This window comes from Pseudomonas sp. WPR_5_2 (assembly GCF_003634475.1).
GTDB lineage: Bacteria > Pseudomonadota > Gammaproteobacteria > Pseudomonadales > Pseudomonadaceae > Aquipseudomonas > Aquipseudomonas izuensis.
On the sequence record NZ_RBLA01000005.1, the window covers coordinates 141,186 to 154,277 of the forward strand.

Sequence of the window (13,092 nt, forward strand, 5' to 3'; positions counted from 1 at the left end):
ATGGCGGTATTTCTACCGACAAAGATTCGTCGAATGTTCCGACGAAATCGCGGGCAAGCCTTGCTCCCACAGGGTTATGTGCAAGCTCTTAGAAATCCTTACACAGCCGCAACGCGTCGTAGATCGCCGCGTGCACGTTACGCTGGGCCACGCAGTCGCCGATGCGGAACAGCAGGTAGCCGTCGCCGTTCTGTTCCAGGCATGGCTGTGGCTTGATCGCGAACAAGGCTTCGACGTCGATCTGGCCTTTGTTGCGTGAGCCTTCCTTCAGCGCGTAGTAGATTTCTTCGTCCGGGCGCACGCCGTTTTCCACGACCACCTGGTCCACCACCCGCTCCTCTTTGGCGCCGGTGTATTCGTTTTCCAGCACCGCCACCAGCTTGTCGCCTTCGCGGTAGACCTTCTCCAGCATCATGTCCCCGGTCATGATCACTTCTTTCGGGTACATGCTGCGGTAGTAAGTCGGGAACGACGTACCGCCAATCGCCACGCCGGGCTTGATGTCGTCGGTGACGATCTCGACCTGGCTGCCCTTGTCGGCGAGGAAGTCGGCGGTGGACATGCCGGTGAATTCGCAAATGGTGTCGTAGACCAGCACGTTCTTGCCTGGCGCCACCTTGCCATCGAGCACGTCCCAGCTGCTGACCACCAGGCCTTCAGCCGCGCCCCAGTGTTCGTTCTGCTCCAGGTACGGGTGACCGCCGACCGCCAGTACAACCACATCCGGACGCAGGTCCATGATGGTCGGCGCATCCGCCGCGGTGCCCAGGCGCAGGTCGACTTTCAAGCGTGCCAGTTCCAGCTGATACCAGCGGGTGATACCGGCGATCTGGTCGCGCTGCGGCGCTTTCGACGCCGTGGTGATCTGCCCGCCGATGAATTCCTTTTTCTCGAACAGGGTCACATCGTGGCCACGCTCGGCGGCCACACGGGCGGCTTCCATCCCCGCAGGACCGGCACCGACCACCACCACCTTGCGTTTTTTACCGGTGGTTTTTTCGATGATGTGCGGCACGCCCATGTATTCACGGGAGGTTGCCGCGTTCTGGATGCACAGCACATCCAGCCCCTGATACTGACGGTCGATGCAGTAGTTGGCACCGACGCACTGTTTGATCTGGTCGACCTGGCCCATCTTGATCTTGGCGATCAGATGCGGGTCGGCAATGTGGGCGCGGGTCATGCCGACCATGTCGACGTAACCGCCCTCCAGGATACGGGTCGCCTGGTTCGGGTCCTTGATGTTCTGCGCGTGCAGCACCGGAACCTTGACCACTTCCTTGATGCCGGCGGCCAGGTGCAGGAACGGCTCCGGTGGATAACTCATGTTCGGAATCACGTTGGCCAGGGTGTTGTGGGTGTCGCAACCCGACCCCACGACGCCGATGAAATCGAGCATGCCGGTGTCGTCGTAATACTTGGCGATCTGCTTCATGTCTTCATGGGACAGACCATCCGGGTGGAACTCGTCACCGCAGATACGCATGCCCACGCAGAAATCGTCACCGACCTCGGCGCGCACGGCCTTGAGCACTTCCAGACCGAATTTCATGCGGCCTTCGAAGGTACCGCCCCATTCGTCGGTACGCTTGTTGACCCGCGGGCTCCAGAACTGGTCGATCATGTGCTGGTGCACGGCCGACAGCTCGACACCGTCCAGGCCACCGGCCTTGGCGCGACGTGCCGCTTGTGCGTAGTTGCCGATCACCCGCCAGATTTCTTCCGGCTCGATGGTTTTGCAGGTGGCGCGGTGCACCGGTTCACGAATGCCCGACGGCGACATCAGCGTCGGCCAGTTGAAGCCGTCCCAACGGGAACGACGGCCCATGTGGGTAATCTGGATCATGATCTTGGCGCCGTGCTTGTGCATGGCGTCGGCCAGATTCTGGAAGTGCGGAATGATGCGGTCGGTGGACAGGTTCACCGAACTCCACCATTCCTGCGGGCTGTCGATGGCGACCACGGACGAACCGCCGCAGATCGCCAGGCCGATCCCGCCCTTGGCCTTCTCTTCGTAATACTTGACGTACCGGTCGGTGGTCATGCCGCCGTCGGTCGCGTAGACCTCGGCGTGCGCGGTGCTGAGCACGCGGTTGCGGATAGTCAGCTTGCCGATCTGGATCGGCTGGAACATTGCTTCGAAAGCCATGGCGGGATCCTCGACTTACAACGGCTTGACGATGAACAAGCCGTCTTCGTGGCCCTCTTCGGAGCCACCGTAGACTTGCTCGGCCACGGTGCGGATCTTGCTGCCGCGAGCGGCGAGGATCTGATCCATCGCGCCGGCAAACCAGCCGGTGAACATGTAGTCGACCTTGCGCCCGACCTTGCCGTACACATAGACGAACGCCGAGTGTTCGAGCTTGACGCTGCAGGTGCCTTTGTCGAGGTCGATGTCCTGAATCTTGAACAGGCCCCAGCCGCGCTGCGACAGGCGCTTCATGTAGTGCTCGAACACTGCGACACCTTCCAGGCCATGGCATTCGGCTTCTTTTTCACACCAGTGCCAGGCGGACTTGTAGCCGGCCTTGTAGAGGATTTCGGCATAGGCTTCGGCGCCCAGTACTTCCTCGATACCCATGTGGTTGTTGACGAAGAAATGGCGCGGCACGTACAGCATCGGCAGGGCGTCGGAGGTCCAGACACCGGTCTCGCTGTCGACTTCGATAGGCAATTGCGGGGCGATCTTGGCCATGGAAACTTAACTCCAGAAGAATTTTGGTATTGCCCCCGGCGCGGATGGCCGGGGGGAAAAGAATCAGAAGTGCTGTGGCTTACTCGCCCCAGACATCCTTGAGAACATTGACCCAGTTCTCGCCCATGATCTTGCGCACTACCCGTTCGGAGTGGCCGCGCTTGAGCAGAGTCTCGGTCAGGTTCGGGAACTCGCCCACGGTACGGATGCCCAGTGGGTTGATGATCTTGCCGAAGCTGGTCAGGCGGCGGGCGTAGCCCTTGTCGTGGGTCAGGTATTCGAAGAAGTCCTGGCCGTGACCCTGGGTGAAGTCGGTGCCGATACCGATGGCGTCTTCGCCGACGATGTTCAGGGTGTATTCGATGGCTTCGGCGTAGTCGTCGATGGTCGAATCGATGCCTTTGGCCAGGAACGGTGCGAACATGGTCACACCGACGAAACCGCCGTGATCGGCGATGAATTTCAGCTCTTCATCGGACTTGTTGCGCGGGTGCTCTTTGAGACCCGACGGCAGGCAGTGGGAGTAGCAGACCGGTTTCTTCGATTCGAGGATGACTTCTTCGGAAGTCTTGGAGCCGACGTGGGACAGGTCGCACATCACGCCAACACGGTTCATCTCGGCAACGATCTCACGACCGAAGCCCGACAGGCCGCCATCGCGCTCGTAGCAGCCAGTGCCCACCAGGTTCTGGGTGTTGTAGCACATCTGCACGATACCGACGCCGAGCTGCTTGAACACCTCGACGTAACCGATCTGGTCTTCATAGGCGTGGGCATTCTGGAAGCCGAAGAGGATGCCGGTCTTACCCTGCTCCTTGGCTTTGCGGATGTCAGCCGTGGTGCGCACCGGAATCACCAGGTCGCTGTTTTCGCGGATCAGTTTCTGGCTGGCGGCGATGTTGTTGACGGTGGCCTGGAAGCCCTCCCACACCGACACGGTGCAGTTGGCTGCGGTCAGACCGCCCTTGCGCATGTCTTCGAACAGCTCACGGTTCCACTTGGCAATAATCAGCCCGTCGATAACGATGCTGTCGGCGTGCAGTTCGGCTGGGCTCATCAGGCTGTCCCCTTCTTAGCGATTCATGCGCCGAATCGTCTGCCGGCGCTTTGGGGCCAGCATATGCCTGAGGGCCGGGGCGACCGGGTGCAAAAACGACAGGGGAATTGCCGAAAGCGTCAATCTGCGACAAAGGGTCGTCGCCAGGCACGATTGGCGACCTGTTCAAGGGCGCCGGCATGGGCCAGAATTCGCCGCAACTCAGAATGCTTCACTGGACGCTTTATTGGAAAAGGGGCGGCGACATACATGAAATCGATCATCCTGGCACTGGCACTGATTGCGACCGGCGTACACGCAGCGGAAGAAGCCGACGACAACCCCTGCGACAAAGTCGAAAACGACGTCCAGACCCTGGAATGCTCCGCCTTCAGCAAGACCACGGCCGAAGACCTGTTGAGCGAAAACTACAAAAACCTGAACGAGCGCCTGCAGTCGCTGTATGGCAAGAACCCGACGCAATTGGCCGACATCACCGCCAAGCTCAAGGCAGCACAACAACAATGGCTGAAAACCCGCGAAGCCGACTGCGCCGTCGAAGCCTTCCCGGCCACGGCCGGCAGCAAGGCGTTCACCATTGCGCAAAATGATTGCGTGGCGCGCACCAGTGACGAGCGGTCGGAGTTTTTGGAATCGATTGGGCAGGAGTAAATGCAAACTTCAGTCAATTGAGCTGTAGGCTGCACGCCTTCAACGAAAAGGATTCACCATGAAAATCTGCGGCATCGAAATAAAAGGCAGCGAAGCGATCATCGCCGTGGCCACCCTTGAGGGTTCGACATTGAGCCATGTCGCGCTGACCACCAAGAAAATCGCCCTGGACGATGACGACGAAGCCGCCAACGTCAAAGTCTTTGCCGCTCAGGTTGCTTCCTTTGTTCGAGAAAATTCGATAGATCGAATCGCGATCAAGAAGCGCAGCAAGAAGGGTGAATTCGCCGGTGGGCCGACCACATTCAAGATCGAGGGCGTTTTCCAGTTGCTGGAAAATTGCGAGGTGACGTTGCTGTCGCCGCAGACCATCAATGCGCAGGCCAAGAAACACAACTTTGAGCTGCCGGCGACGTTGAACAAGTATCAGCATGAGGCTTACAAAGCGGCCTGCTCGGCACTCCTGAAGAAATAAGTTGCCCATTGTGGGAGCGAGCCTGCTCGCGAAGGCGGCGTTCAGTCAACATATATGCTGAATGTGCCGACCCCTTCGCGAGCAGGCTCGCTCCCACAGTGGTTCTTGCGCATCACGCCTTGGCGGTACGCCGATCTTCCCTTGGACACCGCTCATACTTCGCGCGATAACTGCGGGTGAAATACGACGGCGATTCAAACCCGCACGCAATACTCACTTCCAGCACACTCATATCGGTCTGACGCAGCAACTGCCTGGCTTTCTCCAGCCGCAAACGCAGGTAGAAATTACTCGGCGTATCGTTCAGGTGCAGGCGAAACAACCGTTCAAGTTGCCTGCGCGTCACCTTGATCGATTCCGCCAGTTCCAGTGTGCTCAAGGGCGGCTCGCTGTGCTGCTCCATCTCTCCAATAACGTGAACGAGCTTCTTGTTGCTGATGCCGTAGCGCGTGGCGACTTCCATGCGTTGGTGGTCTTTGCGCGGGCGGATGCGGCCGAGCACGAACTGTTCGCTGACCTGGATCGCCAGTTCCGGGCCATGGGCCTGGGCGATCAGATCCAGCATCAAATCGATGGATGCGGTGCCACCGGCGGATGTGATGCGCCGACGGTCGATCTCGAACAGCTCCTGGGTGACGCTGAGCTGCGGATAGGACTCCTTGAAGGCATCAATGGCTTCCCAGTGCAGGGTCAGGCGATGGCCGTCGAGCAGGCCGGCTTCGGCGAGGATGAAACTGCCGGTGTCGATGGCGCCGAGGGTCACGCCTTCGTTGTCCAGGCGACGCAGCCAGTGTTCCAGGGCCGGGGTGGCGAATTTCAACGGCTCGAAGCCGGCGACCACCAGTAACGTCGCGCCTTTCTTCAGCGGCTCCAGCGCCGCATCGGCGTTGACCGACATGCCGTTACTGGCCAATACCGCCCCGCCATCGGCACTCAATACATGCCAGCGATAGAGCTCGCCACGAAAACGATTGGCGACCCGCAGCGGCTCGATGGCCGAGATAAATCCAATGGCCGAGAAACCCGGCATCAACAAGAAATAGAAATCCTGGGACATGGAGCGCACTCGACAGGCAAGTAACGAGAGGACGGGGAGCGTGAGGACGTTGATACGCCACTTGCAACAGGCATACAAGTGGACAGGTCGCTGCAGTGCAAGAGTCGGTCGCCGCAGTGCGCTTTCATGGCCGTTTAGCTGCGTAACTTGTCATCACCGGCGCACAAAGACGACCGGACCCACAATAACGAACTGCCGAGGAACCTGAGATGAAACGACTGATCAGCAGCTGTGTTCTTGCACTCAGTGGTACCGCTTTGCTGAGCGCCAGTGTCATGGCCGCCGAACCCGCCGCGTGCCAGAACGTGCGCATGGGTGTAGTGAACTGGACCGACGTGATCGCCACCAGCGCCATGACCCAGGTATTGCTCGACGGCCTCGGCTACAACACCAAACAAACCAGCGCCTCCCAGCAGATCATCTTCGCCGGCATCCGCGATCAGCGCCTGGACCTGTTCCTGGGGTACTGGAACCCGCTGATGACCCAGACCATCACCCCGTTCGTCGATGCCAACCAGGTCAAGGTGCTGCAAGCCCCAAGCCTGAAGGACGCTCGCGCCACCCTCGCCGTGCCGACCTACCTCTACGACAAGGGCCTGAAAACCTTCGCCGACATCGCCAAGTTCGAAAAAGAGCTGGGCGGCAAGATCTACGGTATCGAGCCAGGCTCGGGCGCCAACACCCAGATCAAGGCGATGATCACCAAGAACCAATTCGGCCTGGGCAAGTTCCAGCTGGTCGAATCCAGCGAAGCCGGCATGCTCGCCGCAGTGGACCGTGCCGTGCGCCGCAACGAGGCCGTGGTGTTCTTCGGCTGGGCGCCGCACCCGATGAACGTCAACGTGAAAATGACCTACCTCACCGGCAGTGAAGACGCCCTGGGCCCGAATGAAGGCATGGCCACGGTCTGGACCGTCACCGCGCCGACCTACGCCGAACAATGCCCGAACATCGGCAAACTGCTGAGCAACCTGACCTTCACCGCCGAAGACGAGAGCCGGATGATGCAGCCGCTGCTGGAACACAAGGACGCCTTCGAATCGGCCAGGCAGTGGCTCAAGGATCACCCGCAAGACAAGCAGCGCTGGCTCGCAGGCGTGACCACCTTCGATGGCAAGCCTGCAGCTGAAAACCTGAAGCTGACCAGTAAATAAACCCGATAGAACTACCGACTCGCAGCCCGACCGGGCTGCGAACGGGATCACTACGCCAAAAAATCAAGCCTGAAGGAAACCGCCCCATGAACCACGACGTCATCATCACCTGCGCACTCACCGGTGCTGGCGACACGACCGCCAAGAGCCCACACGTGCCGGTCACCCCGAAACAAATCGCCGCTGCCGCCGTGGAAGCCGCCAAGGCCGGTGCCACTGTGGTTCACTGCCACGTTCGCGACCCACAAACCGGCAAGTTCAGCCGTGACGTGGCGCTGTACCGTGAAGTGATGGAGCGCATCCGCGAGGCCGACGTCGACATCATCGTCAACCTCACTGCCGGCATGGGTGGCGACCTGGAAATCGGCGCGGGCGAGAACCCGATGGAGTTTGGCCCTAACACTGACCTGGTCGGCCCGCTGACCCGTCTGGCCCACGTCGAAGAACTGCTGCCGGAAATCTGCACACTCGATTGCGGCACCCTGAACTTCGGCGATGGCGACACCATTTACGTCTCCACCCCGGCGCAATTGCGTGCCGGCGCCAAGCGCATCCAGGAACTGGGCGTGAAAGCCGAACTGGAAATCTTCGACACCGGTCACCTGTGGTTCGCCAAGCAGATGATCAAGGAAGGCTTGCTCGACAACCCGCTGTTCCAGCTGTGCCTGGGCATCCCATGGGGCGCCCCGGCGGACACCACCACCATGAAAGCCATGGTCGATAACCTGCCGGCCGATGCGGTCTGGGCCGGCTTCGGGATCGGTCGCATGCAGATGCCGATGGCGGCACAAGCCGTACTGCTCGGCGGCAACGTGCGAGTCGGCCTGGAAGACAACCTGTGGCTGGACAAGGGCGTGCTGGCGACCAACGGCCAACTGGTCGAGCGCGCCGGCGAAATCCTCAGCCGCCTTGGCGCCCGGGTTCTGACCCCGGCTGAAGGCCGCAAGAAAATGGGCCTGAAACAGCGCGGTTAATCCCACCACCCATTTCCCCCTGTGGGAGCGAGCCTGCTCGCGATGACGTCGGTACATTCGATGCATTTGCGTCGACAGGAACATCGCTATCGCGAGCAGGCTCGCTCCCACAGTTTTTTGAGCCAAATTCAGGAAATTGCCATGAGCTTTATCACCGAAATCAAAACCTTCGCCGCCCTGGGCAGCGGTGTCATCGGCAGCGGCTGGGTAGCCCGCGCCCTCGCCCACGGCCTTGATGTAGTGGCCTGGGACCCGGCGCCCGGCGCTGAAGCGGCGCTGCGCAAACGCGTCGCCAACGCCTGGGGTGCGCTGGAGAAAAAAGGCCTGGCACCCGGTGCCTCGCAGGACCGCCTGCGCTTCGTCGCCACCATCGAGGAATGTGTTCGCGACGCCGATTTCATCCAGGAAAGCGCCCCTGAACGCCTTGAGCTGAAACTCGAACTGCACAGCAAGATCAGCGCCGCCGCCAAGCCCAATGCCTTGATTGGCTCCAGCACCTCAGGCCTGTTGCCAAGCGAGTTCTACGAGAGCGCCACGCACCCGGAACGCTGCGTGGTCGGCCACCCGTTCAACCCGGTTTATCTGCTGCCATTGGTGGAAGTGGTTGGCGGCAAAAACACCGCGCCTGAAGCGGTGCAAGCGGCGATGAAAGTCTATGAATCCCTGGGCATGCGCCCGCTGCATGTGCGCAAGGAAGTGCCCGGCTTCATCGCCGACCGCCTGCTCGAAGCCCTATGGCGCGAGGCGCTGCACCTGGTCAACGACGGTGTGGCGACTACCGGCGAAATCGACGATGCCATCCGTTTTGGCGCCGGTCTGCGCTGGTCGTTCATGGGCACCTTCCTGACCTACACCCTGGCCGGCGGCGATGCCGGCATGCGCCACTTCATGGCACAGTTCGGCCCGGCGTTGCAGTTGCCATGGACGTATCTGCCTGCGCCTGAACTGACCGACAAGCTGATCGACGATGTGGTGGATGGCACCAGCGATCAACTGGGCAAACACAGCATTTCTGCGCTGGAGCGCTATCGTGATGACTGCCTGCTGGCGGTGCTGGAGGCGGTGAAGACCACTAAAGAGAAGCATGGGATGGCCTTCAGCGAGTAACCCCTATGCTTTGAGGCCAGCAGGTCTGGCCTCATCGCGGGCAAGCCTTGCTCCCACAGGACTTGTGACCAACCTGTGGGAGCAAGGCTGCCCGCGATAGCGGCAGTCCAGTCACCATACTTCTTGGATCACTCATCATGCCCGCACTGACCACCTACCAAACCCGCATCATCCCCGACTGGGTCGACTACAACGGCCACCTGCGCGACGCGTTCTACCTGCTGATTTTCAGCTATGCCACCGACGCACTGATGGACCGCCTCGGCATGGACAGCAACAACCGCGAAGCCAGCGGCAACTCGCTGTTCACCCTGGAGCTGCACCTCAACTACCTGCACGAAGTGAAACTCGACGCCGACGTCGAAGTGCACACCCAGATCATTGCCCACGACAGCAAACGCCTGCACCTCTATCACAGCCTGCATTTGGCGGGCGACGCCAAGGAGCTGGCGGGTAACGAGCAGATGCTGCTGCACGTCGACCTCGCCGGGCCAAGCGCGACACCGTTCAGCGAATTGACCCTCGGCAAACTGCAAGCCATCGTCGCCGAACAGACTGACCTGCCAGCCCCCAAGTACATTGGCCGAGTGATCGCATTACCCCCAAAAAAATAACAAGGAGATTGCATGAACACCGCCGCCGCTTTTGCTGACTTCCGTACTTATCCGTTGATCAGCGCGCTGACAGGCGTGCAGGCCATGGCGGATCGTGTTCTGGTGAAGTGGGCCGACAACCGCGTCAGCCCTTTCCATCATCAATGGCTGCGGGACAACTGCCCGTGCCCGCAATGCGTCTACACGGTGACACGTGAACAAGTGCTGGAAATTGTCGATGTCCCCGAAGACCTGCTGCCTGCCCAAACCAGCGTCGATGTCGAAGGCTGTCTGAGCGTCCAATGGCAGGACGGCCACCGCAGCCGCTTCGACCCTGGGTGGCTGCGTGCCCATGCCTACGACGACGAATCCCGCGCCGAGCGCCAGGCCGGCAAGCCGAAAGCCAGGCTCTGGCATAACGATCTGAAGCTGCCGGTGTTCGAGTATCAGGCATTGATGCACGACAACGACGCGTTGTTGCAGTGGCTGCTGGCCGTACGGGATATCGGCCTGACACAGGTCTGTGGCGTGCCCACCGAACCGGGCTCGCTGAAGTTGATCGCGCAGCGCATTTCCTTCATCCGCGAGAGCAATTTCGGCGTGCTGTTCAACGTGCAATCCAAGGCCGATGCCGACAGCAACGCCTACACCGCTTTCAACCTGCCGCTGCACAGCGATTTGCCGACTCGGGAGCTGCAACCGGGGCTGCAATTTCTGCATTGCCTGGTCAACGATGCCGAAGGTGGCGAGAGTATTTTTGTCGACGGTTTTGCCATCGCCGACGCCCTGCGCCGGGAAGATCCCGAGTCGTTCAAAAGCCTGTGCGAGATCCCAGTGGAGTTTCGCAACAAGGACCGCCACAGCGACTATCGCTGCCTCGCGCCGATCATCGCCCTGGATGCCTCGGGGCAAGTGTCGGAGATCCGCATGGCGAACTTTCTGCGCGGCCCATTCGACGCGTCGGTGGAACAGATGCCGAGGCTTTACCGAGCCTATCGTCGCTTTATCGCGATGACCCGCGAGGACCGTTTCCGCGTGATGCAAAGACTCAATCCGGGCGAGCTCTGGTGCTTCGACAACCGCCGCACCCTGCATGCCCGCAACGCCTTCGACCCTGCCACCGGGGCGCGGCATTTGCAGGGGTGTTATGTGGACCGGGATGAGTTGTTGTCACGCATTTTGGTGTTGCAACGCTAGACCGCGTTATCGTTCATCGCGGGCAAGCCACGCTCCCACAGGTTTGTTGTCGCCCACAAAATAGAGGGTCACTCGATCCTGTGGGAGCGTGGCTTGCCCGCGATGGCGTCCGAACAAACTACACAACCATCCAGGATTCACAGGCAAAAAAAAGCCCCGATCAAGCCGTGACAGGATCGAGGCAGAGGGTACTGTTGAGGAGCTGCCGCGCTAGGGTGACCAAACCTTCGTGAAGCGAGCTGAGTCCAGTGTGCCGACTCCCTTCGCAGGGAAATAGCCCGAAAACGACGCTTTCATAGCCAATGCAGCCATTGCGACAAATCGCCCTTGCCGCCACTTCGCCCCCCTACCAGAATCGAACCACGACACCGTTCCCAGAAGAAGGATTTGCGTCATGATGCACGCCGATTTGATTGACCAGGAAGACCTGTTGGGCCAGCTCAAGGCATTGGGCTTTCAAGTGCCGAACGGCGCCACCGCCGAGCAGGCATGCGAGTGTGCGGTACGAGGTTTGAACAACGAACGGGCCATCGTGCTGCGCACCATGGTCAAGCAGATGTACACCAGCAGCGCGACCATCCTGCCGGCCGTGCGCCAGGCCATCGACAAGCAGTTGCTGCCAGCATTGGCGGAATACCAACAGAGCCACACCACCCGATAAAACGCCTTCGCGAGCAGGCTCGCTCCCACATTCGACCGCATTCCTCTGTTGGAACTCGGTCAACTGTGGGAGCGAGCCTGCTCGCGAAGGGTGCGACTCGGTTTTAGAGCCTTACACTGGCAAAGGTAGATTCATTACGCGCCTGGCTCAGCGCCGACAACGGCCCGGACAGCGGCGACAGCACCAGGGCTTGCGGCAGCGGCATCATCGCCACTTGCTGCGTGGTGTTGGACCCTACGCGCTCGTCACGTGGTGGAATGCCGAAGTATTCGCGGTAGCACTTGGAGAAGTGCGGCGTAGACACGAAACCACACACCGACGCCACTTCGATGATCGACATCGGCGTTTGCTTGAGCAACTGCCGCGCGCGAATCAGGCGCAGTTTCAGGTAGTAACGCGACGGCGAGCAATGCAGGTACTTCTGGAACAACCGCTCGAGCTGACGACGGGACACGGCGACATACACCGCCAGTTCGTCGAGATCGATCGGTTCTTCGAGGTTGGCTTCCATCAGCGCGACGATTTCCTGCAACTTCGGCTGGTTGGTGCCCAGCATGTGCTTGAGTGGCACGCGCTGGTGATCCTGTTCGTTGCGGATGCGCTCGTAGACGAACATTTCCGAAATGGCCGCCGACAGTTCACGACCGTGGTCGCGGCTGATCAGGTGCAGCATCATGTCCAGCGGCGCGGTGCCGCCGGAACTGGTGAAACGGTTACGGTCGAGGGTGAACAGACGGGTACTCATCGCCACCCGCGGGAAGGCTTCCTGCATCGCTGCCAGGCATTCCCAGTGCACGCTGCAATCGAATCCGTCCAGCAGGCCGGCGCAGGCCAGGGCCCAGCTGCCGGTGCAGACCGCGCCGAGGCGCCGGGACTGACGCGCCTGGCTTTGCAGCCATGACACGTGTTCGCGGGTAACAGTGCGCTGGATACCGATACCGCCACAAACGATGACGGTGTCCATTGGGGGCGCTTTGTGCATGGAGGCGTCGGGCGTGATCTGCAAACCGTCACTTGCCCAGACTTGACCGCCATCGACGGTGAGTGTGGTCCAGCGATACAGCTCGCGGCCGGACAACTGGTTGGCCATGCGCAGCGGTTCGACTGCGGAAGCCAGGGAAATCAGCGTGAAATTGTCCAGCAGCAGAAAGCCGATGGATTGAGGCGCACGGTTCTGGGGTTGGGCCCCGGAGTTGAACGACGTCATCGCGGTATCTCCTCACACAAAGCGGGTGATGGCCTCAGGCGGAGGCTCTTGTTATTGCCATCGTTCTCGCGTGGGAGACGGGCTTTGTAATGACAGAGCAATTGCCATGCCTAAATTTGAATGTGCGTTCAATAACTCCTAAAAACGACGTCGGAATGTGTCTATATATGACGCGCAGGGAGTGGGGATTTAAATGGCCATCAGGGCTGGCAAGTGCCCCGGCCCGCAAGCTGTGAGCAATTCGGTAGCACTTGTGGGAACAGG

13 protein-coding genes are annotated in these 13,092 nt (G+C 60.3%); 8 read left to right on the plus strand and 5 right to left on the minus strand.

Annotated features, from left to right (window positions below):
• Positions 1 to 88: 88 nt before the first annotated feature.
• The 3 genes from dgcA to BJ917_RS19020 all read right to left on the minus strand — a co-directional run bounded on the left by dgcA (position 89) and on the right by BJ917_RS19020 (position 3,752).
• Positions 89 to 2,149, minus strand: coding sequence for a dimethylglycine demethylation protein DgcA (gene dgcA / locus BJ917_RS19010; RefSeq protein ID WP_096514544.1), 2,061 nt, complete (start codon positions 2,147 to 2,149; stop codon positions 89 to 91).
• A 15-nt stretch (positions 2,150 to 2,164) separates the two neighbouring features.
• Positions 2,165 to 2,695: a DUF5943 domain-containing protein gene (locus BJ917_RS19015; protein ID WP_008019495.1), complete on the minus strand. Its 531-nt coding sequence runs from the start codon at positions 2,693 to 2,695 to the stop codon at positions 2,165 to 2,167.
• Positions 2,696 to 2,774: 79 nt separating this feature from the next.
• Entirely contained in the window at positions 2,775 to 3,752 is a 978-nt protein-coding gene (locus BJ917_RS19020) for a dipeptidase (protein ID WP_096514542.1), read from the minus strand.
• Positions 3,753 to 4,001: 249 nt separating this feature from the next.
• Here BJ917_RS19020 and BJ917_RS19030 point away from each other — a divergent pair, with 249 nt between their 5' ends.
• Positions 4,002 to 4,403 (plus strand): lysozyme inhibitor LprI family protein, encoded by a 402-nt coding sequence (locus tag BJ917_RS19030; protein ID WP_096514537.1) that lies wholly within the window; start codon positions 4,002 to 4,004, stop codon positions 4,401 to 4,403.
• Positions 4,404 to 4,461: 58 nt separating this feature from the next.
• On the plus strand, positions 4,462 to 4,878 hold the full coding sequence (locus tag BJ917_RS19035; protein ID WP_096514536.1) for a DUF3010 family protein: 417 nt from the start codon (positions 4,462 to 4,464) through the stop codon (positions 4,876 to 4,878).
• A gap of 112 nt (positions 4,879 to 4,990) precedes the next feature.
• Here the strand turns inward: BJ917_RS19035 and BJ917_RS19040 are convergent, their stop codons facing one another.
• On the minus strand, positions 4,991 to 5,935 hold the full coding sequence (locus BJ917_RS19040; protein WP_085716447.1) for a GlxA family transcriptional regulator: 945 nt from the start codon (positions 5,933 to 5,935) through the stop codon (positions 4,991 to 4,993).
• Between the two features lie 209 nt (positions 5,936 to 6,144).
• On the opposite strand from BJ917_RS19040, the gene BJ917_RS19045 reads away from it, so the two are divergent.
• From BJ917_RS19045 to BJ917_RS19070, 6 genes are all read left to right on the plus strand, one after another.
• Positions 6,145 to 7,089, plus strand: a complete 945-nt coding sequence (locus tag BJ917_RS19045) for a choline ABC transporter substrate-binding protein (protein WP_096514534.1) — start codon at positions 6,145 to 6,147, stop codon at positions 7,087 to 7,089.
• 86 nt (positions 7,090 to 7,175) lie between these two features.
• On the plus strand, positions 7,176 to 8,063 hold the full coding sequence (locus tag BJ917_RS19050) for a 3-keto-5-aminohexanoate cleavage protein (RefSeq protein ID WP_095195952.1): 888 nt from the start codon (positions 7,176 to 7,178) through the stop codon (positions 8,061 to 8,063).
• Positions 8,064 to 8,204: 141 nt separating this feature from the next.
• A complete protein-coding gene (locus tag BJ917_RS19055) occupies positions 8,205 to 9,170 on the plus strand; it encodes an L-carnitine dehydrogenase (RefSeq protein WP_096515634.1) in 966 nt (321 codons plus the stop codon).
• Between the two features lie 137 nt (positions 9,171 to 9,307).
• Positions 9,308 to 9,784 (plus strand): thioesterase family protein, encoded by a 477-nt coding sequence (locus BJ917_RS19060; protein ID WP_096514531.1) that lies wholly within the window; start codon positions 9,308 to 9,310, stop codon positions 9,782 to 9,784.
• Positions 9,785 to 9,796: 12 nt separating this feature from the next.
• Positions 9,797 to 10,960 carry a gamma-butyrobetaine dioxygenase gene (locus BJ917_RS19065; RefSeq protein ID WP_096514530.1) on the plus strand — a complete coding sequence of 388 codons (1,164 nt, stop codon included), beginning with the start codon at positions 9,797 to 9,799 and terminating at the stop codon, positions 10,958 to 10,960.
• Between the two features lie 394 nt (positions 10,961 to 11,354).
• The gene (locus tag BJ917_RS19070) at positions 11,355 to 11,621 is read left to right on the plus strand and encodes a hypothetical protein (RefSeq protein WP_096514528.1); all 267 of its coding nucleotides are present in this window, start codon (positions 11,355 to 11,357) and stop codon (positions 11,619 to 11,621) included.
• A gap of 103 nt (positions 11,622 to 11,724) precedes the next feature.
• Here BJ917_RS19070 and BJ917_RS19075 read toward each other — a convergent pair whose 3' ends face one another.
• Positions 11,725 to 12,828 (minus strand): GlxA family transcriptional regulator, encoded by a 1,104-nt coding sequence (locus BJ917_RS19075; protein WP_090325880.1) that lies wholly within the window; start codon positions 12,826 to 12,828, stop codon positions 11,725 to 11,727.
• Positions 12,829 to 13,092 lie beyond the last annotated feature (264 nt).

Excerpts from the sequence above, each read along its gene's own strand:
- BJ917_RS19055 (WP_096515634.1), top strand. The coding sequence starts at position 8,205 with ATGAGCTTTATCACCGAAATCAAAACCTTCGCCGCCCTGGGCAGCGGT.
- BJ917_RS19065 (WP_096514530.1), top strand. The coding sequence starts at position 9,797 with ATGAACACCGCCGCCGCTTTTGCTGACTTCCGTACTTATCCGTTGATC.
- dgcA (WP_096514544.1), bottom strand. The coding sequence starts at position 2,149 with ATGGCTTTCGAAGCAATGTTCCAGCCGATCCAGATCGGCAAGCTGACT.
- BJ917_RS19075 (WP_090325880.1), bottom strand. The coding sequence starts at position 12,828 with ATGACGTCGTTCAACTCCGGGGCCCAACCCCAGAACCGTGCGCCTCAA.
- BJ917_RS19035 (WP_096514536.1), top strand. The coding sequence starts at position 4,462 with ATGAAAATCTGCGGCATCGAAATAAAAGGCAGCGAAGCGATCATCGCC.
- BJ917_RS19045 (WP_096514534.1), top strand. The coding sequence starts at position 6,145 with ATGAAACGACTGATCAGCAGCTGTGTTCTTGCACTCAGTGGTACCGCT.
- BJ917_RS19050 (WP_095195952.1), top strand. The coding sequence starts at position 7,176 with ATGAACCACGACGTCATCATCACCTGCGCACTCACCGGTGCTGGCGAC.
- BJ917_RS19040 (WP_085716447.1), bottom strand. The coding sequence starts at position 5,935 with ATGTCCCAGGATTTCTATTTCTTGTTGATGCCGGGTTTCTCGGCCATT.
- BJ917_RS19060 (WP_096514531.1), top strand. The coding sequence starts at position 9,308 with ATGCCCGCACTGACCACCTACCAAACCCGCATCATCCCCGACTGGGTC.
- BJ917_RS19070 (WP_096514528.1), top strand. The coding sequence starts at position 11,355 with ATGATGCACGCCGATTTGATTGACCAGGAAGACCTGTTGGGCCAGCTC.
- BJ917_RS19020 (WP_096514542.1), bottom strand. The coding sequence starts at position 3,752 with ATGAGCCCAGCCGAACTGCACGCCGACAGCATCGTTATCGACGGGCTG.
- BJ917_RS19015 (WP_008019495.1), bottom strand. The coding sequence starts at position 2,695 with ATGGCCAAGATCGCCCCGCAATTGCCTATCGAAGTCGACAGCGAGACC.
- BJ917_RS19030 (WP_096514537.1), top strand. The coding sequence starts at position 4,002 with ATGAAATCGATCATCCTGGCACTGGCACTGATTGCGACCGGCGTACAC.